Here is a 26,245-nt window from a genome sequence, read left to right as displayed (position 1 = left end):
GATAGGGGTGGCCGGTACGGAGTTCATGGGGTGCTGCTGGCCGCCGCGAGGATCTCCGCGGTGAGCACGTCGTGCAGCAGCTCGGGATCCGTCAGGTAGCACGTCGTGGTCAGCGGCACGATCCAGCGCAGGCGCTTCTCCTCTCCCGTGTAGCTCACGGGCGGCACCGAGAGGAAGGTGGCGACGCTCAGCGGCACGACTGCCGACAGCGGCAGATTCCAGGTGTCGGCGGCACCGAGAGGAATCAGCCAGTACAGGACCTGGCCGTGCCAGTCCTCGATGACCGCACCGCTGTCCGCGCCCAGGCGCTCGATCACACGCTCGCCGATATAGGACCGCACCCGGACGGCGTCCCAGTAACGCCCCACGGACACCATCTCGATCGTCGTCCCGGCCGGTGGCGTCCACGGCTCCGCATCGGTGGGCTGCCGGCCGTGCCCCAGGTGAGAGCACAGTGTGATGACGGACCGTGCCAGGCGGAGGGTGTGACGTGCCGGCCCGAGCAGTGCCGGGCTGGAGTCCAGGCGTCGCCGGGCCTCTTCAATCCCTGCGGGGGTGAGTCGACCGAGACGGGTCTCCGCCTCGGGAATCAGCAGGGCCAGGTATCCACGCATCAGGTGCGTGGCCCTCTCCAGGTCCTCGTCCGGCATCCGGGCGTCCGAGTCGACGACCTGCCGCGCTGTCTTCACCATCGTGGGGAAGTCGAGCGGCCGGGAGTCACCTTCCGGGTCCGTGGGTCTGGCTGTAGCTTCGTGCATGTCGACGCTCCTTCTAGCGTTGTCCATGCCCCGGGGCCGTGTCCGCGGTCGCCGGGGTGTAGTGGGGATCAGTGGTGACCCCGTGCGGCAGTGGGGTGATCAGCTCGGGAAGACGGAACACGGCTTGCAGCGCGCGGCGCAGATGACGGACATCGGTGTGCAACTGGCCGTGACTCGGGGGAATCAGCCAGAAGACGCCGGGAGGCGACCGACGCTCCTCCGGGGGCAGCACGAACTGTCCCTCGGTCAGCACGGTCGTCGTTGGTACGTCCCAGTCGCAGCCGCTCCCCGGCGGAACGAGGAAGAGAAGGGCCGGCGCGCTCGGCTCTGGCTCGACCGCAATGGCTCCCGGAGCAGCGATCTGCTCCAGGGCCTGGAGCGCGTAGAACCGAGCCACCCGCACGACATCTGATCTCGTGCGCAGCCTGATTTTCATGCGCTTTCGTCTCCGTCGCGGTCGCCGAGTAGTACCGCGACTGTATGGAGACGGCAGGATCTCAACCCGAACTCTCAGTTCGGGTGAACTCCTGGTTCGGGATGGTCAGATGACTCCGAGTCGACCGGCTAGCTCGGTGACCTGCTCCCTGTACGTGGGCCGAACGCGCTTCACCAGGTCGCTCACAAGGCTCCGCGCCTGCGGGCTGTGTGCCAGATCTTCAGGCGCCAACTCCTCCAGGCCGAGAAGATGGACATAGACGGCAGCGTCCTCACGGCGGAGGTCGTAACAGCGAGCCACCTCCAGCCCGAAGGTGAACCGCCGCTCTCGGGAAGGAAGCGGCGTAGTGTCAACCTGGTCGGCCAGCCTCAGCGCCTCTGACGCCTCACCTGCCAGCATTTCGATGCTCATGGCGTGAAGGGCCACGTTCGTCGGTCCGAAGACGGTTCGCTGTACGTTGCCCTCTTTCGCCGTCCTTCCAAGGGGAACAGCCCTCTTCGTAAGCCGATGGCGGGCCTGCCACCAGTTGTGCTGCCGAGCGTCCGCGACCACTGCCACCAGCTCCAGGGCTCCCTGCACTGCTGCCAGTTCAGGGGTGCTGGTTTCGCTCTTGACCTGGTCCACTGCGGCGAGCGCGACCTCCTTCGCCTCCCCCAATGCGCCGGGTCGCTGGTCCGACAGCAGAACATGCCCGAGATTCCACTGTGCGGCGGCGATGCGTACCGGATCATCGGCGTCCTCGGCGGCACGGATGGCCCGGTCGGCGGCCACGAGCGACAGGTCCAGGCGGCCGGTGCGACGACAGTACGATCGCAGCAGGCCGTACAGATCTGCGGCCGTCCGCAGGACATCTCGCCGGACCTCCTGATCGGTGCCGCGGCGGTGCGCACGCAGAGCGTGCTCGACATCCGAGATCAGTGCCGGAAAGGTCGACTCGGCCTCGGTGAACCGGGTCGTGCTCGTCTGCCAGGTCCGCCATGCCTGCTCCACACGCTCTCTCAGCTCGGCCGCGGGCACCACTGGCGCACTGATCGGCGGCCGGCTGTATCCCATGAGAACGCTGGCGACGTCGGGCGCGGTCCGGTCGGTGGTTACGGGCTCGGGGTCGGGGCTGTCGCTGAGGAGTGCGGCAATGGAAACGCCCAGCTCGGACGCCAGCCGGGACAGGACCTCCGCCGAGGGAGTCTTCTGGCCGTTCTCGATCATCGAAAGGTAGCGATCGGTGATGCCGCACAGGCCGGCAACAACGGCTTGGCTGCGGTTGCCGTGCATCTTGCGGTAGTACTTGACCCGATCGCCAACGCGGAATCCTGGCACGCCCGTCACTCGATCGCCCTTCCCCTGGGTGGGTATTGCCAGCGTAGGGCGGGAGCCTGACCCCTGCTCTATGTTCCGTGTTCGAAAGCGCAACAACTTGTGATGCTCTGAGGGCTGTTGGAGGCCGAATGGTGAGGCTGGTGCTGTGGGACATCGACCACACGCTGATCTCGACACGGGGCGTGGGGCGGGAGCTGTCCGCCACCGCGTTCCAGAAGACGACCGGCTTGCCCATGCGCGAGCAGGCGAAGATCGACGGCATCACGGAGCCCGTGATCTTCCGGGAGACGGCGAGGCTCCACGGCTTGGCCACCGACCGTGGCGACTTCGAACGCTTCGCCGAGGCACTGGCAGAGGAGCACATCCGGCACTCCGCCGAGCTGCGCGAACGTGGTCACGCGCTCCCGGGAGCCGCTGCCGCACTGGACGCGCTGGCCTCATCGCCAGGTGTCGTCCAGACAGTGGTGTCCGGGAACATCCGGCGGGTCTCAGAGATCAAACTCGGCGTGTTCGGTCTGGATCGCCACATTGTGTGGGAGTTGGGGGCATACGGCGAGGACGCCGACGAGCGCCCTGAACTCGTCCGGCTGTCTCTGGCACGGGCCAACTGCCCAGCGGACGAGGCCGTGCTGATCGGCGACACGCCTGCGGACGTGGCGGGCGGCGTGGCCAACGGGGTGCGTGTGGTCGCGGTAGCAACCGGTCGAAGCACCGAGGACGAACTGCTGGCGACAGGGGCTGACGTTGTTCTCGCCGATCTACGGAACACAACGGCGCTCGTGCGCGCCACCAACGTGTGACCACACCTAGCGCGGCATGACGAAAGGGCCCCCTGCCCACCCCGTGAGGGCTGGGCAGGACCCGGCGGCGAGACCGGCCGCGGTGACGAGAAAAGCCCATCTGAACGTCTTCAGAACCACTGCGTGGTCATCCTCCCTGGTACGGAGGCCCCCGCCGGGCGACCGCGCGAGAACTCACCGTAAATGATCGTTGTTCGTGCCGGTCCGCCGCATCGGCTGCCGGGCCCGCCCTTCCGGGAAGCACCCCCGGCTGACAGACTCCTCCCGTGCCCGACTTCGACATGCTTGTCATCGGATCAGGACCGGGCGGCCAGAAGGCCGCCATAGCAGCGGCCAAACTCGGCCGGCGGGTCGCCGTCGTCGACCGGCCCGACATGGTCGGCGGCGTCTCCATTCATACCGGAACCGTCCCTTCCAAGACACTGCGGGAAGCGGTGCTCTATCTCACCGGGCTGACCCAGCGGGATCTGTACGGCCAGAGCTACCGGCTCAAGGAAGAGATCACCGTCGCGGATCTCACCGCCCGTACCCAGCATGTGGTCGGCCTGGAGGTCGATGTCGTACGCAACCAGCTCGCCAGGAACCAGGTGACGCTGCTGTCGGGCACCGGGCGGTTCATGGACGACCACACCGTCGCCGTACGGGACCTCTCCGGGCAGGACCGGCTGCTGACCGCCGAGCACATCGTCATCGCCACCGGCACCCGCCCGGCCCGCCCGGCGAGCGTGGAGTTCGACGACCGTACGGTCCTGGACTCCGACAGCGTGCTGAACATGGAGAAGGTCCCCCGCTCCATGGTGATCGTCGGCGCGGGTGTCATCGGCATGGAGTACGCGTCGATGTTCGCGGCCCTCGGCAGCAAGATCACCGTGGTCGAGCAGCGTGACGGAATGCTCGACTTCTGCGATGTCGAGGTGGTCGAGGCGCTCAAGTACCGGCTGCGCGATCTGGCGGTGACCTTCCGCTTCGGTGAGACGGTCGCGGCGGTCGAGCGGCATGAGCAGGGCACGCTCACCGTCCTGGAGAGCGGCAAGAAGATAGCCGCCGACGCCGTGATGTACTCCGCGGGCCGGCAGGGGCTCACCGATGAGCTCGACCTCGACAGGACGGGACTCTCCGCCGACAAGCGCGGCCGGATCTCGGTGGACGAGCACTACCGCACCGAGGTGCCGCACATCTACGCCGTCGGCGATGTCATCGGCTTCCCGGCGCTGGCCGCGACCTCGATGGAGCAGGGACGGGTGGCCGCCTACCACGCATGCGGCGAACCGGTGAACGCGATGCACCACCTCCAGCCGATCGGGATCTACACCATTCCGGAGATCAGCTTCATCGGCCGGACGGAGGATCAACTGACCGACGCGCGGGTGCCGTTCGAGGTCGGGGTCGCGCGCTACCGCGAACTGGCGCGCGGTCAGATCATCGGGGACGCGCACGGCATGCTGAAGCTGCTGGTGTCGCCCGAGGACCGGCGGCTGCTGGGGGTGCACTGCTTCGGCTCGGGCGCGACGGAGCTGATCCATATCGGCCAGGCCGTGATGGGCTGCGGCGGTACGGTCGACTACCTGGTGGACGCGGTGTTCAACTACCCGACGCTCGCCGAGTCGTACAAGGTCGCCGCCCTGGACGTGACGAACAAGATCCGCCAGACCGACCGTATGAGGCGCTGAGCGCTGACGGGCCGTGAGCGGCCACGGTTGGCGGTGTCAAAATCCGCCACCTCGGCCCGGCCCCCGTCGCCCGGGGCGGAAACCGGGAATCCGTACGGGTGCGGTCCGGCCCGCGCCATGGAGTCCGAGCGGTCCGGCCGGCGTGCCCGGGGGTACGGGCAGGTCCGGCCGGTACCGAGCGCCGACGGCGACGCGCGCCCCGTGCCGTCCCCCGCTGTCCCCCGGTGTCTTCCCGCCCGGAACGGTGTGTCACGACCGCCGTCCGGTCCGCCGGACGGACGGGCCTTCAATGACATGCACACGACATCCGTCCTGCCGGGGACGGTGTCCGGTGTACTCGGAAATAGGTAACGGCCGTAACCGCATGTGGCCGGGATATGACATCGAGTGAGGATGTCGGCTGTACGATCCCCCAACAGCGTCCGGTGAAGAGGTAGTTCTACCCATGATCAAGCCGTATGTCCGCGCCGAGGCCGAAGGGGCCCGGCGCCCCACGCCTGTACACCCGGCGCTCATACCGGCCCTCCACCGCCTTCGCCGCCCGTGACTTCCCCCGGGTGAATTCAGCCGGACCACGTTTTTCAGCCAACTCGAAGGTTCTCCATGGCACGTTCCCCCGCGCCCTCGCCCCTGTCCCGTCTGTCGTCATGGCCCTGGCCGGTAGCGCTCGCCGTCACCGCGGCCGCGCTCGGTACGGCGGTGTTCTCCCTCGCACACGTCCATATCGCCGCGGCCCTGGCGTACGGCGTGGTCGCCGTGCTGGTGCTCACCGCCCTGGTGAATCTGCGCGGCCGGCAGCAGCACGCCGAGACCGCCGCGGACCGCCGCGAGGCCGACTGGCACTCCCGGCTGGAGCAGCAGGCGGAGCTGGTACGGAAAGAGGTCGAGCATCTCGTCAAGGAGCGGCTGCCCGCCGCGCTCAGCAGGACGGACGTCCCGGAGCCGCCGCACCGCGGTGAGCGGCCCGCGGAGCCGGTGGCGCGGTGGTTCGACCGGCTGCTGGCCGAGGTCTCCCGTTCGGTCGAGCACCGTGAGGAGTCGCAGCGGCTGGCGCTCGTCGAGCTGGCGAGCCGCGTCCAGACCTCGGCGCACCGGATCCAGGCCGCGGTGACGGGGCTGGCCGACCGCTATCCCGGCGACGCCGATCTGCTGGAGACCACCATGCGGGTGGACCACGCGGCCACCCAGCAGGCCCGGCACGCGCAGAGCCTGAAGGTGCTGTGCGGCGAGTGGCCGGGCCAGCAGTGGCAGAAACCGCTGGCGCTGGTGGATGTGGTCCGGGCGGCGTCCGGCCGGATCGTGGCGTACCGGCGTATCGAGGTCACCGGCGACCCCGACATCGGTGTGCGTCCCTCGGTGGTCGAGCCGCTGGTCCATCTGCTGGCCGAGCTGCTCGCCAACGCCACGGAGTACTCACCGCCCCGGACGAATGTGCCGGTGACCGTGCGTACGGTGCAGCGCGGCGCGGTCATCGAGGTGGACGACGGAGGGCTCGGCCTGGACGAGTACCGGCTCGCGGAGGCGCGCGAGATCGTCTCGGGACGGCGGCTCCTGGGGGTCGGCGAGGTCGGCGAGATCCCGCAGACGGGCTTCGCGGTCGTGGGGCGCTTCGCCGACCGGCACGGTTTCCATGTCGATCTGGGGCCGTCCCCGTACGGCGGGGTCCGCGCGGTGGTGCTGGTGCCCTCGGAGGTGCTGGAGACGCTCGCCCCCGCGGGTACCACCGTGTCCGTACGGTCCGTGCCCCGGCCCGCGCCGGCGCCCGAGGCGGCGAGCACCACCACGCCCGCTCCTACGACCACCGTGGCCGGTATCCCGGTGCGCCGGGCGCCCTCGGCCGCCGTGTCCGTACCGGTGTCCCCCGCACCCGCCCTGTCCGCACCGGCCGTCCCCGTGTCCGCCGTATCCCGTCCGGTGACCCCCGCGCCCGTGACCCCCGTTCCCCCGTCCCCGACCCCGGTGACCCCCACCCCTGTGACTCCCGCCCCGGTGAATCCCGGCCCCGCGCATCCCGCCCCGGTGACTCCCGGGGCGGTGACTCCCGGTCCGGCGGTCCCGGACGCCCCGCAGGCCGGAGCCGGGACACCCGCGGGTCCGCCGCGGGCCGGCCGCCGGCTGCCCCAGCGCCGTTCGCGGCGCGGTGAATACACTCCCGCGGCCGAGGCGGCCCCCACCGCCACGCCACCGCCGGGCACACCGGAACAGGCCGGTGACTGGATGGAGCAGTTCTTCGAGGGCGGCCGTCCCGGCGCGCCGTCCTCCTCCCTCCCGAACGAGGGCCCCGACGGGCCCTCCTCCCCCACACCCGAACCGGAAGGACTGAACTGAGCATGAGTTACGTGGAGAACCCGGAGCAACGCGGGTGGATGATCGCCGATGTCGCCGTGGTGCCCGGGGTGAGAGAAGTGATCGTCTTCAGCGCCGACGGACTGCTGCTGGCCAGCTCCGAGGGGATGAACCGCAACTCCGCGGACCGGCTCTCGGCGAACTGCTCGGGGCTGCAGTCCCTCGCCCGCAGCCTCGGCAGGGAGTTCGGCGAGGACGGCGGAGCCGTGCATCAGCAGATGGTCGAGTTCAACGGGGGGTTCCTCTTCATGCGCAGCGCGGGCGGCGCCCATCTCGCCGTGGTGACGGGCCCGGTGGTGGACCCGAAGCTGGTCGCCCGGCAGATGCAGGCGCAGGTGCTGAAGATCGGCGCCGGGAATCTGAGCAGTCCGCCGCGGCAGGAATCGGCTCGGTGAACAGTCCGGAGGACGAGGGGGAGTACGGCTCAGGAGCCTTACGCCCCTATGTGATCACCAAGGGACGCTCCCGGCCCTCGCGGAACACCGTGGGGGTCGAGACCCTGCTCATCGCGGCCGACCCGCCGTGCGAGCTGCCTGTCTCCGCGACCCGCGAGGAGCGCGCCCTTGTACGGATGTGTGAGCGGCTGCTCTCGCTGGTGGAGGCGTCCGCCCATCTCGAACTGCCGGTGAGCCTGGTGAAGGTGCTGGCTTCCGATCTCGTCGACAGCGGTCATCTGTCCGCGCGCTCCGGCGTCCCCCAGGCCGTGCAGCCCGACCCGCAATTGCTTCAGGAGGTACTGGATGGTCTCCGTCGGCTCCGCTGACCGCTATTTGCCCGACACTGTCCAGCAGGCTGTGAAGATCCTGGTGGTGGGCGCGTTCGGCGTCGGCAAGACCACACTGGTCGGCTCGGTCAGCGAGATCGAACCGCTGCGCACCGAAGAGGTGATGACGGAGGCGAGTGTCGGCGTGGACGATCTCGCCGGGATGTCCACCAAGACCACCACCACGGTCGCCATGGACTTCGGCCGGATCACGCTCAACTCCCGTCTGGTCCTCTATCTGTTCGGCACTCCCGGGCAGCGGAGGTTCTGGGATCTGTGGGAGGGCCTGGCGGAGGGCGCGCTCGGGGTGCTCGTCCTCGTCGACACCCGCAGGCTGGAGGACAGCTTCGACGTACTGGAACAACTGGAGCTGCGCGGGCTGCCGTTCGCGGTGGCGATCAACCAGTTCCCGGACAGCGAGGAGTACGCGACCCGGGAACTGCGCCGCGCGCTCGACCTGCTGCCGGAGACGCCCGTGGTCCTGTGCGACGCGCGGGAGCGTGCCCCGTCGGTGGACGCGCTGATCAGCCTGGTCGAGTTCGTGTCCGCCGCCGGTACGGTGCGTACCAAGGAGCCCGCCTCATGAGCCACTTCCCGCCGCCCTCCCCGCCCGCCCCCCTCCCCCCGGCCGCGTCCCCCCCGGCCTCACCCGCCTCACCCGCCTCATCGGTCCCGCCACCCTCACCGCCCTCACCGCCGCCCGGCTGTCCCGCGCACGGCGACCGTACGGAGCTGTTCCCGCTCTCGTCCGCGACGGGCGCGGCCGAACCGCGCGAGGTCTACCGCGGTCTGCGGGAGCGGTGGGGCACCGTGGCCAAGGTGGAGCTGGAGCCGGGCGTGCCCGCCTGGCTCGTGATGGGCTACCGGGAGCTGCTGACCGTCACCCGTCAGGAGCAGGTCTTCTCCCGCGACGCCCGCAACTGGCGCGATCTCAACGACGGTGTGGTCTCCCCGCGGTCGGGACTGCTGCCGATGATGGCCTGGCGCGCCAATGTCATCGGCGCGGACGGCCCCGAGCACCGCCGGCTCCGCCAGCCCCTGGACGACGGTGTCGCGCGGATCGACCAGCGCAAGGCCCGCCGCCAGGTCGAGTCGGTCTGTACTGAGCTGATCGCGGAGTTCTCCCCGCACGGCCGGGCCGATCTGGTGAGCGAGTACGCGGCGATCGTGCCGCTGCTCTCCATCGCGTCACTGTTCGGGCTGGACAGCGCCGAGGGCCAGGAGCTGCGGCGCGCGCTGGTGGCCCTGTTCGGCAGCGCCGACGACTCGCAGGACGGCAACCGCCATTTCCAGGAGATCCTGGTCGACACGCTGTGCGAGCGGCAGCTCAATCCGGCCGACGATCTGACGACCGCGATCATCCACCATCCGAATCTCCGCACCGACGCGGAACGTCTTCAGTCGATGGTGGTGATGATCTCCTCGGGCACGGAGGGCGTCAACGCCTGGATCTCCCACGCCCTGCGGCTGATGCTCACCGATCCCCGGTTCGCGGCCCGGCTGCACGGCGGCCGGCTCGGTGTGGACGACGCGCTGGACGAGGCGCTGTGGCGCGATCCCCCGATGAACAACATGCCCGCCCGGTACGCGCTGCGCGACACCGAGCTGGGCGGTCGTCATATCCGGCGCGGCGATGTGCTGATCCTGGGGATCGCCGCCGCCAACGACGATCCCGCGATCCGTCCCGACGAGGCGGGCGAGCCGGGCAACCGCGCGCATCTCGCGTTCTCGGCGGGTCCGCATGTGTGCCCGGCGCAGGTGCCGGCGCGGCTGATCACCCGTACCGCGGTGAACACCGCGCTGCATCTGCTGCCCGATATGAGGCTCGCCGTCCGGCCCGAGGATGTGAGCTGGCAGCCCTCCCCCTGGACACGGGTCCCCGTCTCCCTGCCCGTGGAGTTCTCCGCGGCGCCGCGCCGGCCGGGGCCCGTTTGAGACGCCGGGGCCCGTATGAGACACGCAGCCGTCCCCCGGCCCAGGGCGCCGGCCCCTCCCGGGGGTCAGGGGGCCGGTCGGAGACGGCCGGTCAGAGACGGCCCGCTTCGACGATCCGCCGCAGGAACCGCTTCGTACGCTCCTCCCGCGGATCGCCGAAGACCTCCCGCGGTGTGCCGCGCTCCAGGACCACCCCCGCGTCGAGGAAGCAGATCTGGTCGGCGACCTCCCGGGCGAAGCCCATCTCATGGGTGGCCAGCACCATCGTCATCCCGTCGTCCTTGAGGTCCCGTACGACCGAGAGCACCTCGCCGACCAGTTCCGGGTCGAGCGCGGCGGTGATCTCGTCGAGGAGCAGCAGCCGCGGGCGTACGGCCAGGGCCCTGACGATCGCGGCGCGCTGCTGCTGGCCGCCGCTGAGCCGGTCCGGGTACTCCCGCGCCTTGTCACCGAGACCGAGGCGGTCCAGCAGTTCCCCGGCCCGCTCCTCCGCCTCCTCGCGCGGGACACCGAGGACCCGGCGCGGCGCGAGGGTGATGTTCTGCAGGACCGTCATATGCGGGAACAGGTTGTACGACTGGAAGACCACCCCGATCCGGCGGCGCACCGCGTCGGGGTCGGCCCGTGGATCGGTGATCTCCTCGCCGTCGAGGAAGATCGCCCCGTCGTCGATCTCCTCCAGCAGATTGGCGCACCGCAGCAGGGTCGACTTGCCGGAGCCCGAGGCACCGATCAGCGCCGTCACGGTGTGCGGTGCGACATCGAGGGTGACATCGCGCAGGACGACCCGGTCCCGGCCGAACGTCTTGCGTACGGACTCCAGGCGCAGCACCGGGGCGTCGGCGGTGGTCATACGGTTCCTCCCTGTGCGCGTCTGCGGTCCATCCGGGCGGTGACCCAGTCGGTGAAGCGGGTCATCGGGATCGTCAGCGCGACGAAGACGAGGCCCGCGACCACGTACGGCGTGTAGTTGAAGTACTTTCCCGCGATGATCTGGGCCGCGTAGACGGCGTCGACGGCACCGGCGATCGAGACCAGTCCCGTGTCCTTCTGGAGCGACACCAGATCGTTCAGGAGCGGCGGCACCACACGCCGTACGGCCTGCGGGAGCACCACGTACCGCAGGGTCTTGGCGCTGGACAGCCCCAGTGAGCGGGCCGCCGCACGCTGCGAGGGGTGTACGGACTCGATGCCCGCCCGGAAGACCTCGGCGACATACGCGGAGTAGGTCAGCACGAGCGCCGTACCGCCGAGCACCACGGGGTCCGTGGTGACGCCCTGGAGCCTGAGCGCGGGTACACCGAAGACGACCATCAGCAGACAGATGATCAGGGGCAGTCCGCGGAAGAAGTCGGTGTAGGCGGTGGCCAGCGCCCGGATGGGGAAGAAGACCGGGCCGCGCAGGGTGCGGGCGACGGCCAGCAGCAGTCCGAGAGCGAGGACGGCCACCCCGCAGACCGCCAGCAGCCGCAGATTGAGCAGCAGACCGTCGAGGACCTGGGGCAGCGCCATCCTGGCGTACTCGGCGCTGAAGAAGGTCTCGCGGGTGCGCTGCCAGCCGGGCGAGCCGGTGATGACGAGGAAGAGGACGACGCCCGTCACCAGGGTGGAGAGCGCGGCGACGGCGGTGGCGCGGCGGGCACGGGCGCGCTTGTACCGCTCGCGTTCGAGCCGTCGCGCGGACGGTGTGTACCCGTCCGCGCCGCCGTCGCCCTTGCTCACACCGCCGCCACCGCCCTCGTCTTCACCCGGGTCCCCGCCCTCGCCGCCGCCCTTCTCCATGGGGACGGTGTCCGAGGTCACTTGAGCACCGGCGCGTCCACCGCGTCGGACAGCCACTGCTTCTCCAGCGCGGCGAGCGTGCCGTCCTCGCGCAGCCCGTCGACGGCCTGGGTGACACAGGTCGTGAGCGCGCTGCCCTTGTCGAGGACGAGCCCGAACTGCTCGGCCGTGCCCGCCGAGTTCGCGAACTGGCCGACGACCTCGGCGTCCGGCACCTCGGCCGAGGTGATGTAGAAGGCCGTGGGCAGATCGACGACGATGGCGTCGACCTGGCCGTTGCGCAGCGCGGACTTGGCGAAATCGTTCTTCTGGAAGACGGCGGGCTGCTGCGTCGGCTTGATCACTTCATTGATCGTGTCCAGGCTGGTGGTGCCGACCTGCGCGCCGAGCTTGGCCCCCTTGAGGTCGGCGGCGCTCTTCGCCCCGGCGTACGGGGACTTCTTCAGCGCGACCACGGTCTGGCGCACCTCGTAGTAGCCCGAGGAGAAGTCGACGGCCCGCTTGCGCTCGTCGCTGATGGAGACCTGGTTGATGTCGAAGTCGAAGTTCTTCTCGCCCGGCGCGAAGGAGTTGTTGAACGGGACGGTCTGCCAGACGACCTGGTCCTTCCCGAAGCCGAGTGCCTTGGCCACGGAGTATGCGACGGCGGACTCGAATCCCTTGCCGTTCGCCGGGTCGTCGTCCTCGAACCAGGGCGCGTAGGCCGGTTTGTCCGTTCCGACGGTCAGCTTGCCCTTCGTCTCCGTCGCGAGGGTGGCCGCGTCGCAGGAGGACGCGCCGGACGGCGCGGAGGAGGGCGTGGAGGCGGAGGACTCGTCCGACGACGACGTCTCCTGCGGCGCGCACCCGGTAGCGGCGGCGACGGCGAGGACGAAGACGGCGGGGAGAAAGCTTCGGGCGGTGAGGTGCATGGCGGGAGACTGACACCGCGCGGGGGTATCTGTCGAGATCACAGCGTTGCGATCGTATGAAATCCGCCGATGCGTCGCGGTCGCGAGGTTTGAACACTCCCCTGATGGATCCCCCACGCGTCCTCACACCTCCTCACACCCGCCTCACGGATCGTGGTACCCGCCGGACGGCGGGTGATCTCCGCCGTCCGGCGCCGCCGCGCACCGCGGCCCGGAGGCAGGATGGCGGGATCGGCCACAGAGACGTGGCCGCGACCCAGGGAGAGCAGATGACCGCCGCCCCGTTCTCGGACACCCCGCCCGCAGCGGCCCCGTCCACGACGACCTCCGCGCGGGCCCTGTCCGCCGACGCGCCGCCCACCGCCGCTCGGGACGGACGGGTCGGACCGCCGCCGCCCTTCGATCCGGAGCTCGCGGCGGCACTCGATGTCATCAACGAGCAGTTCGGCGGGCCGCTGAGCCTCGACGACATCCCTGCCGTCAGGGCGGGCCAGGGCCGGGCCCGGCTGTCCGACGAGGATCTGCGCCGGGCCGGGGCCTTCGAGGTCGAGGAGCGTACGGTGCCGGGGCCGCCCGGCGAGCCGGACATCTCCCTGCTCATCTGCCGGCCGGCCGGAGCCACCACGGCGCTGCCCGCGCTCTACCACATCCATGGCGGCGGGATGGTCCTCGGGGACAACCGGACCGGCGTCGACCTGGCGCTCGACTGGGCCCAGGAGCTGGATCTGGTCGTCGTGTCGGTGGAGTACCGGCTCGCCCCCGAGCATCCGCATCCGGCTCCGGTCGAGGACTCGTACGCCGGGCTGGTGTGGACCGCGGAGCACGCCACGGAACTCGGGATCGACCCCGACCGGATCGTGGTCGGGGGCGGCAGCGCCGGCGGTGGTCTCGCCGCGGGCGTCGCCCTGCTGGCGCGCGACCGGGGCGGCCCCGCCCTGGCCGGGCAGCTCCTGATGTGCCCGATGCTCGACGACCGCAACGACACGCCCTCCAGCCTTCAGATGGCCGGCCTGGGTGTGTGGGACAGCGCGGCGAACCACGCCGGGTGGACCGCGCTCCTCGGTGAGCGGCGCGGTGGCCCCGATGTCCCGCCGTACGCCGCTCCGGCGCGGGCCACGGACCTGTCCGGCCTGCCGCCGGCGTTCATCGATGTCGGCTCCGCGGAGACGTTCCGGGACGAGGATGTCGCCTACGCCACCCGGCTGTGGCAGGCGGGCGGTAAGGCCGAGCTGCATGTGTGGCCGGGCGGCTTCCACGGTTTCGAGATGATGGCGCCGCAGGCCGCGCTCTCCCAGGACGCCAGGAACGCGCCCCTCGTGTGGCTGCGCAGGCTGCTCGCGCGCTGAACGGCCGTCCCGCCCCGGGACCGGCAGCGACGAACGCTTGGCACCGGGCCGTCCTGAGCAGCAGGATGAAGTGGTGAAGGACCTGGTGGGCAGGCTTGCCGCGCTCGACCCCGACGCGGGCGCGGCGCTCCATGTGATCGTGTACTTCGACCGGCTGGTCGAGGGCCGGGCCGGTCTGGAGTCGCTGGTGCGGGGTGCGGCGGTGCTGTCGGGATGCCCGGCCCGGCTGGTGGACGACACACGCGGGGTACGTATCCGTGTCGACGCCGACGGGGTACGTCACGGCGACGGCGGCCCGGCCGATCCCGGCTGGATGTCGGCCGCGCTGGTGCCGGACGGCCTCCCGGCGCTGTGGCTGGAGCGGGCCGGACCGCCCAACGGCGTCGACGCGATGGTGCTGGAGCGGGCGTCCGCCGCCGCGCGCGACGTACTCGACCGGACCAGGGGCCGGGCGCCGGTGGGAAGTCCGGCCGCCGACCCGGCCTCGCTGGAGGTACTGCTCGACGCCTCGGCCCCGGAGCACGCCCGCCGGCGGGCGGCCGTCCGCCTCGGTCTGCGGGACGCGGCGCTCGCCCGCGCGGTGGCGCCTGCGGGAGGTGTGACCGTAGTCGAGGCGATGCCGTCCTCGGGTACGCGGACGCCGTACACCGGCGGCAGGCGTGCCGGGATCGGCCCGGCCGTGCCCGTACCGGATCTGCCGGCGTCCGCGACCGCCGCGCGGACCGCCCTGCGGTTCACCGCGGAGGGCGGCGAGCAGGATCCCGGACCGAGGACCGTGTACGCGGACGAACTGGGCGGCCTCGCCCTGCTGGCGGACTCCGTCGGTCCCGGCACGGAGCCGATCCCCGATGTACGGGCGCTGGACCGCGCCGTCGCGTCGGCCCCCTGGGCCGCGTCGACGCTCCACGCAATCGCCTTCGCCCCGAGTCTGCGGGCCGCGGCGGCGGAACTGACCCTGCACCACTCGACGCTCCAGGACCGGCTGGCACAGACGGAGCACTGGCTCGGCTGGCCTGTGCACGACCCGCACGGACGGCTCCGTCTCCAGCTCGCCCTCGCCGTGTGGCGGCTCCACCGCAATCAGCGTCTGTGAGCGCGGGGCGGGCGGGAGTGGCTAGGGCGTGTTTCGAAAGTCCCGCCTGGCCCGCGACGCCTGGCACGCACGCTCGCCGCGTTGTCGGAGTCGTCCAAGTACGTCCAGTACGAGCACGATCCTCCGCCTTGCGATCGCACGCACCAGACGCCGCGGGCCCCGCCCTCCGGGCGGACGGCGCTACTTTCGAAACACGCCCTGGTGCTGTGACCGGAAAGGTTCACCGGCTCGCGACGCCCGGCACGGCACCTCGCCGCGTTGTCGGAGTCGCGCGAGTACGTCCAGTACGAGCGCGATCCTCCGCCTTGCGATCCACCGCACCGGACGCCGCGAGCCCCCGGCAAACCTTCCCGGCCACAGCACTAGGCTGGCCGGCGATGTTCTCCCCTCAGGGCCCGACCCTTCGCGAACTCGCCGTGCAGGCGCTCTCGTCCGTCGAGCACGGCTACGACCTGCTGGCTCCGAAGTTCGACCGGACACCGTTCCGTACCCCTGATCAGGTGCTGGACGCGGTCGTACGTACCGTCCGCCCGCTCGGACCGTTCCGTAGGGGACTCGACATCTGCTGCGGCACCGGCGCCGGAATGGGGGTGCTGCGGCGGCTCTGCGACGAAAGGATCGTCGGGGTCGACTTCAGCGCGGGCATGCTCGCCGCCGCCAGATCCGCGGTGCCGGATCCGGACGGCGCACCGGCCGTGGAGTGGGTACGGGCCGACGCGCGCGCCCTGCCCCTCGCGCCCGCGTTCGATCTGGCCATGAGCTTCGGGGCGTTCGGACATTTCCTGCCGGCCGAGCGGCCGGCGCTGTTCGCGCAGGCGCGCGCCGCTCTCCGGCCTGGTGGCCTGTTCGTGTTTCCCGTGCCCGCGCCGCCCCGGGTCGGCTCCGGGCCCTACTGGGCACTGTGGGGTTTCGACACGGTGATGCGGCTGCGGAATCTGTTCTGGCACCCGTCGTTCGTCATGTACTACCGCACGTTCCGGCTGCCCGATGTGCTGGACGAACTGGCCGGTACGGGGTTCACGACCGCCCTGCTGCCCCTGTCCGATCTCGGCCGCCGGCCCGACGGCAGTCCCCGCTGCGCCCTGGTGGTCGCGCGCGGGACATGAGCCGCGCGCGACATGAGCCGCGCGGGACATGGGGGCTGGAAGAGCACGGACCGGTCATCCGGCGGTCGGTCGTCCGGTGTCAGTCGTCCAGCGGGCGCCCCGGACCGCGCGGCCCGGGGCGCTCGTCGAGCACCTCGGGGAACTCCTGGTCATGGGGGCGTGGCGGCTGCGGGCCATGGGCGGTCATGATGACGGTCTGCTCGACCCGTACGACGCGGTAGACGTCCTCACCGATGATCACCTGGTCCTCGCCACGCGCGACGGCCTCGGCGGCCCGTGCGAAGCGCCGGCCCAGCTCACCCCCGTTCGCGGCCCGCACCAGCAGGACGTCGCGGAGATCCAGCCGCGCCTCCTCCTCGGCCGCGACGGCGGGAAAGAGCTGCCGCCAGCCCCGGTCCTCATGGAGCATCGCCGCATACCCCGTGTAGTGCGCGACGGCGACCGGATCCACATCCGGACCGTCCACCGGGAAGGCGCGCCTCAGCGCCTCCTCGCGCGCTCCCGACTCCAGCAGCCGCCGGGCCGCCGCTTCGTCGAATAAGCCGTCCGCCGTCTCGTCCGAGTTAGCGCTCATACGAGCAGAGTGCCGTATGACGGCGGTCCGCGAGGCACGGATACGAGGATCATCCGGTGTAAATCCGGCCATCTTTCCGTCATACGAATTCGCCACCTTGATATGACATACCCGCAGGCGGGGCGTGGTTGAACGGGTGTGCTGGAGGCATATGAGGCACAGGGGCGGTCGAACAAGCGCGGGGAGCGATACGCGATGGACGACGACGAGCGGCACCAGGAGCAGGACCGGCGGAAGCACCGGCGGGCGGACCGGCCGGGGGACGCACGGAGAGCCGGGCAGGGGAACGCGCAGAGGGACGCGCGGGGGGAGACACAGAGGGACCGCGGAGGGAGAGTGACCGTCACGCTCACGGGTGTCCCCGAGACCTTGCTCTGGACCCTGTACCAGCGCGCGTGCGACGCGCGCGATCCGTCCACCGCTTTCCAGGACCCCAGAGCGGTCGAACTCGTCGACACCGTCGACTACCCCTTCGCCGAGACCTTCGGCCCGCCCAGCCCGTTCCTGGCGCAGAGCCAGTCCCTGCGCGTCCGTACCTTCGACAGCGTCGTACGGCGCTTCCTCGACGAGCGTCCCGACGGGACGGTCGTCGCGCTGGGCGAGGGTCTGGAGACACAGTTCTGGCGGGTGGACAACGGCCGGATGCGCTGGCTCACGGTGGATCTGCCCGAGACCGTGGCCGTCCGGCTGCGACTGCTGCCCGACGGCGAGCGGCGCCGTACGTTCGCGTGCTCCGCCCTGGATCCTGCGTGGCCCGACCAGGTCGACACCGCGCGCGGGGTGCTCGTCACCGCCCAGGGCCTGCTGATGTATCTGCGGCCGCCCGAGGTCCGGGAGGTGATCGCCACCTGCGCCGAGCACTTCCCCGGCGGGGCGCTCGTCTTCGACGCGGTACCGAGATGGTTCAGCGCCCGCACGACGCACGGCGGGATGAGAACCCCCCAGGGCTTCACCGTGCCGCCGATGCCCTGGGGGATGGACGCCGGCGAACTGCGCAAGGTCTACGGCGCGCATCCGCACATCACGGAGGTACGCGAGATACCGCCCCCGCGCGGCCGGGGTGTGTACTACGGCGCCGTACAGCCGGTCCTGCGGCGTCTGCCCGTCGTACGGAACCTCCGCCCGACCATGACCGTCCTGACGCGCTTCGCGACACGATGAACCCGGGCCCCGCTCTTCCCGGCCGGCTACGCCGGCTTGCCCAGGGCCGGCACCGCCGTCCCCGCCACCTTCTCCACGAGCGCGATCCCCGCTTCCTTGCTGACACTGCCACGTGACAGCACCGCGAGCAGATAGCCGTGTCCGTCGACCGTTATCCGCCCGATGCTGTTGATGTCCCACAGACCGGTCGCGGTCCGCGGCAGCCAGCCGTTCTTGAGTCCGGTGGCCGGTCCCGCGGCCGACACGCCCCAGTCCTGGTCCGGCGCTATCCCGGCCATCAGCTCCCGCACATAGGCGCGCGAGGCCGCGCTCAGATCGGACGCGGAGTCGTCGCCGAACACGGCGGACAGCAGGACGAGCTGGTCCGAGGCGGTCGTCTGGGTCAGCCCCCACAGCCCGTCGCCTCCCGCCGTCGTCGAGGTCAGCCCCAGCCTGCGGTTCGCCGCGTCCAGACCCGGCGCGCCGCCGATGGCGCTCCACAGCGCGTCCGCGGAGGCGTTGTCGCTGACGCGGATCATCGAGGTCGCGTAGGCCCTCTCCCCGGCCGTGAGCCGGCGGCCCTCGTCCTGCGCGTGCAGCAGCAGCGCCACCAGGATGTCGACCTTGACGATGCTCGCCGTGTCGTAGGTCGTCCCGGCCTGGACACCGTACGACGCCGTGCGGCCGTCCTCGGGGTCGAGCACCGCCACCGAGAGCGAGACCGAGGTGGACTTCACGACCGGTGCGAGGCGCGCGGCCAGTGCCTCGTCCGGATCCACCGTGGGCTCCGGCTCGGGCTCCGACTCGGACCGGGTCCCGGACTCCCGGCCGATCTCACCGGACCGCAGCGCGCCCATCGTCCGCGGTGACGGCAGGGGGACGGCCGCCGGGCGCGGCTGGGGGGACGCCGTGAGCGCCTCGGACCGCGGCACGGCGGGCGCGTCGCCCGCGGCGGTCATGAGGAAGCTCCCCGTCGCCACCCATCCGACGACGAGGAGGGTGGCTACGGGGTGCTGCGGAGCGATGCGGTGCCGGGACATGGCGTGAGGGTAGAAACAAAAACTGAGTTGTGGCTGTGCTCCAGGTAAAAGCTCGGTGACGAACCTCCCGCCGGGTGCCGCCACCGGGCCCCGGCAGGTCGGGTCGGGTCGGTCGGGTCGGTCGGGTCCGGCAGAGCCGGGACGCGCTCAGCGACCGCCGGGGAAGTATCTCTCGATGAGGTCGTTGCGGAAGACTCCCCGCGGATCGAGCTTCGCGGTCAGCGCCTCGAAGTCGGCGTACCGCTCGTAAAGTCCCCTGACCCGCTCCGGGCCCATGGTGAAGACCTTCCCCCAGTGCGGTCGGGCGTCGAAGGGCGCCAGTGCCTCCTCGATGGCCTCCAGCACCGGTGTCAGGGCGCTCTGGTCGGGATGCCAGGTGAAGTGGAAGGCCACCGAGTCACGTCCGTACGCCGGGCTCAGCCACAGGTCGTCGCCCGCGACGGTCCTGATCTCACCGATCTGGAGGAGCGGCGCGATCCGGTCGGCGATCGCCGTCAGCGCGTCGAAGGCGGCCGGGCCGTCCTCCCGTGCGACGAAGTACTCGCTCTGCAGCTCGTCCCCGTTGCTCGGGGTGAATTCGGGCCGGAAGTGCGGCAGCCGTTCGTGCCACGGCCCGGGGACGCCCGCCTGTACGGTGCAGGTGCCGGGATCCATCCCGGGCACCGGGTGGCGGGGACCGTCCGCGAGGACCGCGCCCAGCCAGGTGTCCGGCGCGGGCCCGGCATCGGCGTCGCCGGCCCGCTGCTTCAGCCAGACCTGGTCCACCCGGTCGGTCCGCCAGCTCGTGAAAAGGCTCACGCTGTACGCGGCGGACAGGACCTCGTCGAACCGCTCGCGCAGCCGCCCGTACGGGAGTCCTTCGTACACCCACTGCCGGAAGTCGTGTCCCGGCACCAGGTCGAGGGTCATCCGGGTGACCACACCGGCCGCGCCCAGCGCGACCACCGCGCCCGCGAAGCCCTCGTCGCCCCGGGCGAGGGTGCGCAGCTCGCCGTCGGCCGTGACGAGTTCCAGCGCGCGGACCGCGGACGCCAGATTCCCGTTGCCGGTCCCCGAGCCGTGCGTCCCGGTCGCGCAGGCTCCGGCGACGGAGATGTGCGGGAGCGAGCCGAGATTGTGCAGCGCCAGACCGGCCTGGTGCACGGCGCCGGTGAACTCGGCGAACCGCAGCCCCGCGCCGACGGTGACCGTGGCGGCCGTCGCGTCGACCTCCACGGTCCTGGGCAGTCCGGCCACCGAGATCAGATCGCCGCGGGTGTCCGCGATCGTGTTGAACGAGTGTCCGCTGCCCAGTACGCGCGCCGAGGCGCTTCCGGCGACGATCTCCCGCAGCCGTTCCACCGACGGAGGGGTGTGCACGCGTGCCGCGCCGAAGGTGATGTTCCCCGCCCAGTTCCGCACCACCGGAGGTATGGGGATGTCACCGGGGACGGCGGGATGTCCGGACACATGGGGCACTGGGATTCTCCTTCTGCGTTCTCGTACCGGCAGAACGTCGCTCTCGTGCTGCCGGAACGTTCTCGTGCTGCCAGAACCTTTCTGCGAGGACTCTGACATGCGCGTGGTGCGGGCGGGCGGGCGGTACGTCCGTGACTAGGGTGGCTCGTCCAGGCGTGGATCCGGCCGGCTCCGGTGTGGAGAGAAGGTGTGCCTGTGCCCGAAGAGTTTCCCGTGGCGCGGCGGTGGGCCGTGGGAGCGCTGCTGAGCATGACCTTCGCGAGCGGTCTGGTGGACGCCGTGAGCTATCTGCGGCTGGGGAATGTCTTCGTCGTCAACATGACGGGCAATGTGGTTTTCCTCGGGCTCTCCGTCTCCAAGGCGTACCACCTGTCGATGGTCGGCCCGGTCGTGGCCCTGACGGCCTTCGTCCTGGGGACGTTCGCCGGCGGCCGGCTCAACAGATACTTCGGCGAGCGGCCCGGACCCTGGCTCGCCGGCGCCTTCGCCGGACAGGCCGCCGTGCTCACGCTGACGGCCGTCCTGGTCGGCACGGGGGTGCTCCGGGCCGAGGGCTGGGCCACCCAGCTGATCGTCGCGCTGCTCGGTGGCTGCTGCGGTCTCCAGAACGCCACGGTCGGCCTTCTGGCACCCCGGGATCTCACCACGTCCGTACTCACCAGGACGCTCACCGCGCTCACCTCGCAGAGTGCCCTCGGCGCGGGCACCGGGGCACCGCCGCACCGCAGGGCGGGGTCGGTGCTGGCAGTGCTGGCGGGCGCGGCCGTCGGCGGGCTGCTGCTCCAGGTGACCTTGGCGGGGGTCATCGGGCTCGCGGCCGTGGTGGTCGCGGCCGCCGCGGCGGTCTTCGTACTGGCGCCCCGGCCGCGCCCGGCCGCCGCGCCGGACTGATCCGTACGGTCCGTTCCGTATCCGTCCTGTCCCGTCCATCGGTCAGCCGCGCGCTGTCCCCGTCTCCGTGCCCGCGGTCTCCGTGCCCGCGCCCGTCCGCGCGAGCAGTGTCCCGACGCGCCGCAGCGCCTCGCGGACATTGGCCTCGGCGGTGACCTCCATCGCCTCGGGCAGGGTCATCCAGCGCAGCGGGGCGTCGGGCTTCTCGGGGCGCGCCGCGTCGGGGCTGCCGGTCGCGAGGACGAAGCGCAGGTCGGCGTGTTCGTGCGCCGGTTCACCACCGCCCGCGGGCACCGGCACGATCACCACCTGGACGAGGGACTCGTCCGGGTACGGGACCAGATCGTCGAGGCCGGTCTCCTCCGCGGCCTCCCGCAGCGCGACACCGAGCGGATCGGTCTCCCCCGGGTCGCCGTGGCCTCCCACCTGGAGCCAGGACCCCAGCCGTACGTGCCAGCGCATCAGCACGCGTCCGCTCCCGGGATGCACGATCAGCGCGGACGCCGTCACATGGAGCGGGATCGAGCGCAGCCAGGGGTCGGCCGCGCTCTCCGTCAGGGCACGGATACGGCCGACATCGGCGGCCTCGGCCGGGTCCTCCGTCCGGTAGCGCGACAGCACCTCGGTGATCGGTCGGCCCACGGCCCGCGTCATCACGTACTCCCCACCCGTCAACTCGTCGGTTCACCGGCGCGGCACGGCCGTCGCACGGCACCGAGGAGACTACGGATCCCGAAGAGCGCTGTCCTCCGGGTTTCCGGGTTCTCCGCGCGGACCGGCCAGGGCTGGGGCGGAGGGCCGGGGGCCGGGGCCGAGAGTCGCCTGGGCTCCGGGCGGAAGCGCGCCCAGGGCCCAGGCATAAGCACGCCGGGCCCAGGCCATGTCCAGGTGAGGTGCCTACGGCTTGCGGCCGACACCGCTCCACATCGGGATGTCGGAGACCGGTACGTCATGCGGTCCCGGCCGCCACTGCGGCAGTGACACCACACCGGGAGCCAGCAGTTCCGTACCGTCGAAGAAACGTTCCACCTGGTCATGGGTACGAGGGGTGGCGGCGGCGTGCGCGGCGGCGCGCTCGTTGTAGACACGCATCGACTCGGCGACCTCGGCGGCGTTGATGTCGGACGCCGGGTGGGAGATGACGAGATGGCTGCCGGAGGGCAGCGCGTCGACCAGCCTGCGGACGACGCCGTACGGGTCGTCGGCGTCCGGGATGTACTGGAGGATCGCCACGAGCATCAGCCCGACCGGCTCGCCGAGGTCCAGCGTGTGCTGTGCCTCGGTGAGGATGGTCTCCACATCACGGGCGTCGGCCTCGATGTAGTCGGTCCGCCCCTGGGCCGAGCCGACGAGCAGGGCGCGCGCGTGGGCCAGCACGATCCTGTCGTTGTCCACATAGACGACCCGGGAGTCCGGGGCGACGGACTGGGCGACCTCGTGGGTGTTGTCCGCGGCGGGGATGCCGGTACCGATGTCCAGGAACTGCCGGATCCCCGCCTCGCCCGCGAGATGACGGACGGTCCGGCCGAGAAAGGCACGGTTGGCGCGGACCGAGGGGACGATCCCGGGATTGGCCTCGGCGGCCAGTTCGGCGGCCTCCAGATCGGCGGGATAGTGATCCTTGCCGCCGAGCCACGCGTTGTACACACGGGCGGGATGGGCCACGCCCGAATCGAACTCCGGCGGACGCTCCATACTCATCGCAGTCACCTCTCGGCACATTCTCTTCACGCGATCTTCGCGGCAGCCCCAGCGTACGCATCGGATCGCGTCCCCGGAGCCCCTCCCGTAACTCCGGCCTCGTTTCGGCCATTTCAGCACTCCACGGTGAGGTCGACGGGGGTCATATCGGCGCGGAAGACGATGTTCGGCCAGTAACCGTCGAGGAAGTACGTGCCGCTCGTGTCCTCGAAGGCGACCTCGAAGTCCCCGGAGCGGTAGACGACCAGATCGGTCGGGACCATGGCCGCGGCGAAGCCGAGTCTCTCCTCGTCCGTCCCGTCGCCTTCGGCGCCCCACGCGTGGAGGAACTCCGTGGCCGCGCGGCGGATACGGGCGAAGTCCGCGACCAGGCGGCGGGCGTGCGGAAGCAGTGCGGCGGTCTTCTCGGGTCCCGCGCAGTCGAAGCTCAACTCGATGTCGAGACCGGCCGCGTGGACCGTCCCGCCGTACCCCGTCCCGGCATACCCCGTCCCACCATGGCCCGTTCCGTCGTGGGCCGGGATCAGATGCGTCGCGAGAAACGCCTCCTCCAGGTGTTCCTCGTACGCGGGGTTGTGCTCACGGTCGACGAGTTTCGGATGGGCCGCGAACTGGGCCGGTGTGCCACGCACCGAACGGCCGTCCTCGCGGGTGAGTACGTAGCCGTCCTGGTCATGGCCGATACGCAGGACCCGGAAGGAGCGCGGCAGTTCGACGAGCGAGACCATGCCGCCGCCACTCGCGCCGACGACGGCGACCGTGCCGGTCTGCCCTCCGCCGGCCGCCGGTTCGACCAGGAACACGCTGGACAGGGCCGGGGCCACACACAGCGCCCCGTCCGGTCCGGCGAGGCTCCTGGCCGGCGCGTCTTCGCCGGTCAGCGCCGCCGCGAACACCTTGAGATCGTGCATCCGTTCCACCCCCGGCGCGAGAATACGCCGTGCGGCACCGGGGAGGGTCCGCCCGGCCCGCGCGATGGTATGTCCGGTCCCCGCCCGAGATCACGCGGACAGCCAGGCATACCATCGGATGCTGGCATGGACATAACGTGGTGGGGATTCGCCGCACTCGCCCTGGCGGCGGCGCTCGTCGGCTTCTCGAAGACCGCGGTGAGCGGTGCGAATACGGTCAGTCTGGCCGTGTTCGCCGCCGTGCTGCCCGCGCGCGGCTCGACGGGTGTGCTGCTGCCCCTGCTGATCGTCGGCGATGTGCTCGCCGTGCTCACCTACCGGCGGCACGCCCACTGGCCGACCCTGTGGCGGCTGTTCCCCGCGGTCGCCGCGGGCGTCGTGGTGGGCACGGTCTTTCTGCTCCGGGCCGACGACGACGCCGTACGTACGTCGATCGGGGCGATCCTGCTGCTGATGGCCGGGGTCACGGTCTGGCGCCGACGCGGCGCGTCGGACGGCACGAAGGAGCCCGACGGCACGAAGGAGCCGGGCAGCACGAAGGAGCCGGGCGGCACCGAGGAGCCGGGCGGCGCCGGGAGGGCGGGCGACACGGGCCGGGATACGGACCCGCCCGCCGTGCCGGACCGGCGTGGGCCGTCGGCCGGACGCCTCAAGGCACGCTCGTACGGAGTGCTCGGCGGGTTCACGACGATGGTCGCCAACGCGGGCGGTCCGGTCATGTCGATGTATCTGCTCTCCGCGGGCTTCCGGAAGCTCGGCTTCCTGGGCACCTCGGCGTGGTTCTTCCTGATCGTCAACACCACGAAGGTGCCGTTCAGCGTGGGGCTCGGTCTGATCGACGCGCACTCGCTCCTGCTGGACGCCGCCCTGGTGCTCTTCGTGTTCCCCGGCGCCTATGTCGGCAAGGTCTGTGTGAACCGGATCGACCAGCGGGTCTTCGAGCGCCTGGTGATCGGGGCGACCGTGCTCGGCGGACTTCAGCTGCTGCTCCGCTGAGCACGACCTCCGCTTCGCCGGTCGAATCGGTCCCTGGATTCCGATTTGAGTGCTTTACGGTGCTTTCATGTCCGAGGATCAGAAAGGTCGCCCGCACTCCGGCGGTACGCGCGGCGGGCGCCGGAGCGCGGCCTCCAGGTGGGTCGCCTCCAAGTGGGCCGCCTTCAGGTCCTCGCCCTTTCTCCCCGCCGCCGTCGTGACGGTCATCGTCGCCGCCGCGGCAGGGCTCTTCGCGGGTTCGTACACGTACAACATGGCCAATCCGACACCGCACCGGATTCCCATCGCCGTGGTGGGCCCCCTGCACACCCCAACCGCCACCGCCTTCGTGGACGGTATGGAGAAGCGGCTGAACACCTCGCTCGCACTCCATCCCTTCGCGACGGGTGCCGCCGCGCGCCGGGGAGTGGAGGAGCAGGAGGTGTTCGCGATCCTGACCGTGCTCCCCCGGCGGGTCGATCTGGCGGTGGCGAGCGCGGCCGGGGTCTCCGTGGCACAGGTGCTCACGGAAGCGGCCCCGGCGGTGGCCGGATCCGTCGGTGTCCCGGTGCGGATCAGCGATGTCAAACCGCTCCAGAAGGGCGATCCGCGCGGTCTCGCGCTCTTCTACGTCTCGCTCGCGGCCGTCATCCTCGGCTTCGTCGGCGCCATTCAGCTCTCCGTCCACGCGAGCGCGCTCAACCCCGCCGAACGCATCGCCATCACCGTGGTCTACTCCCTGCTGGGCGGATTCGCCATCGCCTCGGTGGTGGACTGGTGGCTCGGCGCGATCCGCTTTCCGTTCGCCGAGTCCTGGCCGATCCTGGCGTTCACGATGTTCACCACCGGGATGGTCTTCACGATGTTCAACACCCTGCTCGGGCGCTGGGCGTTGATCCCCACCTGGGGACTGATGGTGCTGCTGGGCAACCCCGCCTCCGGCGGTGCCGTCTCCTGGCCGCTGCTGCCGTCGCCGCTGGGCCAGATCGGGCGCTGGCTGCCGCCGGGGGCCTCGATCAACGCCCAGCACACCGCCGTGTACTTCGGCGACGCGCAGCACGCGTTCCCCTTCGCCGTGCTGGCGGGCTGGGCGCTCGTCTCCACGGCCGTGTTCCTGACCTGGCACCACCGCCGTCCCGGCGGCGGGAAGCGTACGCCGGAGCCCGCCGCCCCACCGCCCTGAGCGAGGGAGAGACGGGAGGAGGGTGAGGCGGGAGGGTGGGGCGGGGTGGCCGACCGCTCGGAATCACAGGACAGGCCGTAGGACTGATCCGCCGTCAGCCGACGTTCAC

General features: G+C 71.0%; 26 protein-coding genes. 14 read left to right on the top strand and 12 right to left on the bottom strand.

Going from position 1 to position 26,245, the window contains the following annotated elements:
* Positions 1–23: 23 nt before the first annotated feature.
* The 3 genes from OG214_RS36690 to OG214_RS36680 all read right to left on the bottom strand — a co-directional run bounded on the left by OG214_RS36690 (position 24) and on the right by OG214_RS36680 (position 2,520).
* On the bottom strand, positions 24–758 hold the full coding sequence (locus OG214_RS36690) for a DUF6415 family natural product biosynthesis protein (protein WP_405987229.1): 735 nt from the start codon (positions 756–758) through the stop codon (positions 24–26).
* A 13-nt stretch (positions 759–771) separates the two neighbouring features.
* Positions 772–1,194, bottom strand: coding sequence for a hypothetical protein (locus OG214_RS36685; protein ID WP_405987228.1), 423 nt, complete (start codon positions 1,192–1,194; stop codon positions 772–774).
* 105 nt (positions 1,195–1,299) lie between these two features.
* Positions 1,300–2,520 carry a helix-turn-helix domain-containing protein gene (locus OG214_RS36680; RefSeq protein WP_405987227.1) on the bottom strand — a complete coding sequence of 407 codons (1,221 nt, stop codon included), beginning with the start codon at positions 2,518–2,520 and terminating at the stop codon, positions 1,300–1,302.
* A 119-nt stretch (positions 2,521–2,639) separates the two neighbouring features.
* Here OG214_RS36680 and OG214_RS36675 point away from each other — a divergent pair, with 119 nt between their 5' ends.
* The 7 genes from OG214_RS36675 to OG214_RS36645 all read left to right on the top strand — a co-directional run bounded on the left by OG214_RS36675 (position 2,640) and on the right by OG214_RS36645 (position 10,025).
* Entirely contained in the window at positions 2,640–3,311 is a 672-nt protein-coding gene (locus OG214_RS36675; RefSeq protein ID WP_405987226.1) for an HAD family hydrolase, read from the top strand.
* A 266-nt stretch (positions 3,312–3,577) separates the two neighbouring features.
* Positions 3,578–4,981: a Si-specific NAD(P)(+) transhydrogenase gene (gene sthA, locus OG214_RS36670; RefSeq protein ID WP_363083426.1), complete on the top strand. Its 1,404-nt coding sequence runs from the start codon at positions 3,578–3,580 to the stop codon at positions 4,979–4,981.
* Between the two features lie 603 nt (positions 4,982–5,584).
* The gene (locus tag OG214_RS36665) at positions 5,585–7,309 is read left to right on the top strand and encodes an ATP-binding protein (RefSeq protein WP_405987225.1); all 1,725 of its coding nucleotides are present in this window, start codon (positions 5,585–5,587) and stop codon (positions 7,307–7,309) included.
* Between the two features lie 2 nt (positions 7,310–7,311).
* Positions 7,312–7,722, top strand: a complete 411-nt coding sequence (locus OG214_RS36660; RefSeq protein WP_363083428.1) for a roadblock/LC7 domain-containing protein — start codon at positions 7,312–7,314, stop codon at positions 7,720–7,722.
* Entirely contained in the window at positions 7,719–8,090 is a 372-nt protein-coding gene (locus tag OG214_RS36655) for a DUF742 domain-containing protein (RefSeq protein ID WP_363083429.1), read from the top strand. The genes OG214_RS36660 and OG214_RS36655 overlap by 4 nt, the downstream gene beginning before the upstream one ends.
* Positions 8,068–8,676 carry an ATP/GTP-binding protein gene (locus OG214_RS36650; RefSeq protein ID WP_363083430.1) on the top strand — a complete coding sequence of 203 codons (609 nt, stop codon included), beginning with the start codon at positions 8,068–8,070 and terminating at the stop codon, positions 8,674–8,676. Before OG214_RS36655 ends, OG214_RS36650 begins: the two co-directional genes overlap by 23 nt.
* Positions 8,673–10,025, top strand: coding sequence for a cytochrome P450 (locus tag OG214_RS36645; RefSeq protein ID WP_405987224.1), 1,353 nt, complete (start codon positions 8,673–8,675; stop codon positions 10,023–10,025). Before OG214_RS36650 ends, OG214_RS36645 begins: the two co-directional genes overlap by 4 nt.
* A gap of 91 nt (positions 10,026–10,116) precedes the next feature.
* On the opposite strand, the gene OG214_RS36640 is transcribed toward OG214_RS36645, so the two are convergent.
* From OG214_RS36640 to OG214_RS36630, 3 genes are read right to left on the bottom strand one after another with little or no spacing between them, the layout of a single operon-like run.
* Positions 10,117–10,878: an amino acid ABC transporter ATP-binding protein gene (locus OG214_RS36640; protein WP_363083432.1), complete on the bottom strand. Its 762-nt coding sequence runs from the start codon at positions 10,876–10,878 to the stop codon at positions 10,117–10,119.
* The gene (locus OG214_RS36635; protein WP_405987708.1) at positions 10,875–11,807 is read right to left on the bottom strand and encodes an amino acid ABC transporter permease; all 933 of its coding nucleotides are present in this window, start codon (positions 11,805–11,807) and stop codon (positions 10,875–10,877) included. Before OG214_RS36635 ends, OG214_RS36640 begins: the two co-directional genes overlap by 4 nt.
* A gap of 17 nt (positions 11,808–11,824) precedes the next feature.
* Positions 11,825–12,718 (bottom strand): ABC transporter substrate-binding protein, encoded by an 894-nt coding sequence (locus OG214_RS36630; RefSeq protein ID WP_405987223.1) that lies wholly within the window; start codon positions 12,716–12,718, stop codon positions 11,825–11,827.
* Between the two features lie 269 nt (positions 12,719–12,987).
* Between OG214_RS36630 and OG214_RS36625 the strand changes: the two genes are divergently transcribed.
* The 3 genes from OG214_RS36625 to OG214_RS36615 all read left to right on the top strand — a co-directional run bounded on the left by OG214_RS36625 (position 12,988) and on the right by OG214_RS36615 (position 16,263).
* A complete protein-coding gene (locus OG214_RS36625; RefSeq protein WP_405987222.1) occupies positions 12,988–14,064 on the top strand; it encodes an alpha/beta hydrolase in 1,077 nt (358 codons plus the stop codon).
* A 73-nt stretch (positions 14,065–14,137) separates the two neighbouring features.
* Positions 14,138–15,157 (top strand): helix-turn-helix domain-containing protein, encoded by a 1,020-nt coding sequence (locus tag OG214_RS36620; RefSeq protein ID WP_405987221.1) that lies wholly within the window; start codon positions 14,138–14,140, stop codon positions 15,155–15,157.
* 377 nt (positions 15,158–15,534) lie between these two features.
* Positions 15,535–16,263 (top strand): class I SAM-dependent methyltransferase, encoded by a 729-nt coding sequence (locus tag OG214_RS36615; protein WP_405987220.1) that lies wholly within the window; start codon positions 15,535–15,537, stop codon positions 16,261–16,263.
* Between the two features lie 79 nt (positions 16,264–16,342).
* On the opposite strand, the gene OG214_RS36610 is transcribed toward OG214_RS36615, so the two are convergent.
* The gene (locus OG214_RS36610) at positions 16,343–16,837 is read right to left on the bottom strand and encodes a DUF5954 family protein (RefSeq protein ID WP_363086117.1); all 495 of its coding nucleotides are present in this window, start codon (positions 16,835–16,837) and stop codon (positions 16,343–16,345) included.
* Positions 16,838–17,173: 336 nt separating this feature from the next.
* On the opposite strand from OG214_RS36610, the gene OG214_RS36605 reads away from it, so the two are divergent.
* Positions 17,174–17,998: a class I SAM-dependent methyltransferase gene (locus OG214_RS36605; protein WP_405987219.1), complete on the top strand. Its 825-nt coding sequence runs from the start codon at positions 17,174–17,176 to the stop codon at positions 17,996–17,998.
* A gap of 26 nt (positions 17,999–18,024) precedes the next feature.
* On the opposite strand, the gene OG214_RS36600 is transcribed toward OG214_RS36605, so the two are convergent.
* Positions 18,025–19,017 carry a serine hydrolase gene (locus OG214_RS36600; RefSeq protein ID WP_405987218.1) on the bottom strand — a complete coding sequence of 331 codons (993 nt, stop codon included), beginning with the start codon at positions 19,015–19,017 and terminating at the stop codon, positions 18,025–18,027.
* Positions 19,018–19,164: 147 nt separating this feature from the next.
* Complete coding sequence (locus tag OG214_RS36595) at positions 19,165–20,466, bottom strand: D-arabinono-1,4-lactone oxidase (RefSeq protein ID WP_405987707.1); 1,302 nt, start codon at positions 20,464–20,466, stop codon at positions 19,165–19,167.
* A 204-nt stretch (positions 20,467–20,670) separates the two neighbouring features.
* Between OG214_RS36595 and OG214_RS36590 the strand changes: the two genes are divergently transcribed.
* Entirely contained in the window at positions 20,671–21,366 is a 696-nt protein-coding gene (locus OG214_RS36590; protein ID WP_405987217.1) for a YoaK family protein, read from the top strand.
* A 42-nt stretch (positions 21,367–21,408) separates the two neighbouring features.
* Here OG214_RS36590 and OG214_RS36585 read toward each other — a convergent pair whose 3' ends face one another.
* The 3 genes from OG214_RS36585 to OG214_RS36575 all read right to left on the bottom strand — a co-directional run bounded on the left by OG214_RS36585 (position 21,409) and on the right by OG214_RS36575 (position 23,978).
* Positions 21,409–22,020 (bottom strand): NUDIX hydrolase, encoded by a 612-nt coding sequence (locus OG214_RS36585; RefSeq protein ID WP_405987216.1) that lies wholly within the window; start codon positions 22,018–22,020, stop codon positions 21,409–21,411.
* A gap of 243 nt (positions 22,021–22,263) precedes the next feature.
* Complete coding sequence (locus OG214_RS36580; RefSeq protein WP_405987215.1) at positions 22,264–23,067, bottom strand: SAM-dependent methyltransferase; 804 nt, start codon at positions 23,065–23,067, stop codon at positions 22,264–22,266.
* A 113-nt stretch (positions 23,068–23,180) separates the two neighbouring features.
* Positions 23,181–23,978, bottom strand: coding sequence for a hypothetical protein (locus OG214_RS36575; protein WP_405987214.1), 798 nt, complete (start codon positions 23,976–23,978; stop codon positions 23,181–23,183).
* 126 nt (positions 23,979–24,104) lie between these two features.
* Between OG214_RS36575 and OG214_RS36570 the strand changes: the two genes are divergently transcribed.
* Both OG214_RS36570 and OG214_RS36565 read left to right on the top strand, forming a co-directional pair.
* Positions 24,105–24,974 (top strand): sulfite exporter TauE/SafE family protein, encoded by an 870-nt coding sequence (locus OG214_RS36570; protein WP_405987213.1) that lies wholly within the window; start codon positions 24,105–24,107, stop codon positions 24,972–24,974.
* A gap of 67 nt (positions 24,975–25,041) precedes the next feature.
* Positions 25,042–26,136, top strand: a complete 1,095-nt coding sequence (locus OG214_RS36565; RefSeq protein ID WP_405987212.1) for an ABC transporter permease — start codon at positions 25,042–25,044, stop codon at positions 26,134–26,136.
* The last annotated feature ends 109 nt before the right edge of the window (positions 26,137–26,245 follow it).

The sequence above is a fragment of the Streptomyces sp. NBC_00872 genome (assembly GCF_045161915.1).
GTDB lineage: Bacteria > Actinomycetota > Actinomycetes > Streptomycetales > Streptomycetaceae > Streptomyces.
Note: the sequence above shows the minus strand (reverse complement) of the source record. Positions and strands in the feature narration are given on the sequence as shown.

Bases quoted from the DNA above. Each gene is read 5' to 3' on its own strand.
- OG214_RS36675 (WP_405987226.1), top strand. From the start codon at position 2,640: ATGGTGAGGCTGGTGCTGTGGGACATCGACCACACGCTGATCTCGACA.
- OG214_RS36685 (WP_405987228.1), bottom strand. From the start codon at position 1,194: ATGAAAATCAGGCTGCGCACGAGATCAGATGTCGTGCGGGTGGCTCGG.
- OG214_RS36565 (WP_405987212.1), top strand. From the start codon at position 25,042: ATGTCCGAGGATCAGAAAGGTCGCCCGCACTCCGGCGGTACGCGCGGC.
- OG214_RS36635 (WP_405987708.1), bottom strand. From the start codon at position 11,807: ATGGAGAAGGGCGGCGGCGAGGGCGGGGACCCGGGTGAAGACGAGGGC.
- OG214_RS36660 (WP_363083428.1), top strand. From the start codon at position 7,312: ATGAGTTACGTGGAGAACCCGGAGCAACGCGGGTGGATGATCGCCGAT.
- OG214_RS36625 (WP_405987222.1), top strand. From the start codon at position 12,988: ATGACCGCCGCCCCGTTCTCGGACACCCCGCCCGCAGCGGCCCCGTCC.
- OG214_RS36615 (WP_405987220.1), top strand. From the start codon at position 15,535: ATGTTCTCCCCTCAGGGCCCGACCCTTCGCGAACTCGCCGTGCAGGCG.
- OG214_RS36650 (WP_363083430.1), top strand. From the start codon at position 8,068: ATGGTCTCCGTCGGCTCCGCTGACCGCTATTTGCCCGACACTGTCCAG.
- OG214_RS36570 (WP_405987213.1), top strand. From the start codon at position 24,105: ATGGACATAACGTGGTGGGGATTCGCCGCACTCGCCCTGGCGGCGGCG.
- OG214_RS36610 (WP_363086117.1), bottom strand. From the start codon at position 16,837: ATGAGCGCTAACTCGGACGAGACGGCGGACGGCTTATTCGACGAAGCG.
- OG214_RS36690 (WP_405987229.1), bottom strand. From the start codon at position 758: ATGCACGAAGCTACAGCCAGACCCACGGACCCGGAAGGTGACTCCCGG.
- OG214_RS36665 (WP_405987225.1), top strand. From the start codon at position 5,585: ATGGCACGTTCCCCCGCGCCCTCGCCCCTGTCCCGTCTGTCGTCATGG.
- OG214_RS36600 (WP_405987218.1), bottom strand. From the start codon at position 19,017: ATGTCCCGGCACCGCATCGCTCCGCAGCACCCCGTAGCCACCCTCCTC.
- OG214_RS36640 (WP_363083432.1), bottom strand. From the start codon at position 10,878: ATGACCACCGCCGACGCCCCGGTGCTGCGCCTGGAGTCCGTACGCAAG.
- OG214_RS36645 (WP_405987224.1), top strand. From the start codon at position 8,673: ATGAGCCACTTCCCGCCGCCCTCCCCGCCCGCCCCCCTCCCCCCGGCC.
- OG214_RS36575 (WP_405987214.1), bottom strand. From the start codon at position 23,978: ATGCACGATCTCAAGGTGTTCGCGGCGGCGCTGACCGGCGAAGACGCG.
- OG214_RS36585 (WP_405987216.1), bottom strand. From the start codon at position 22,020: ATGACGCGGGCCGTGGGCCGACCGATCACCGAGGTGCTGTCGCGCTAC.
- OG214_RS36630 (WP_405987223.1), bottom strand. From the start codon at position 12,718: ATGCACCTCACCGCCCGAAGCTTTCTCCCCGCCGTCTTCGTCCTCGCC.
- OG214_RS36580 (WP_405987215.1), bottom strand. From the start codon at position 23,067: ATGAGTATGGAGCGTCCGCCGGAGTTCGATTCGGGCGTGGCCCATCCC.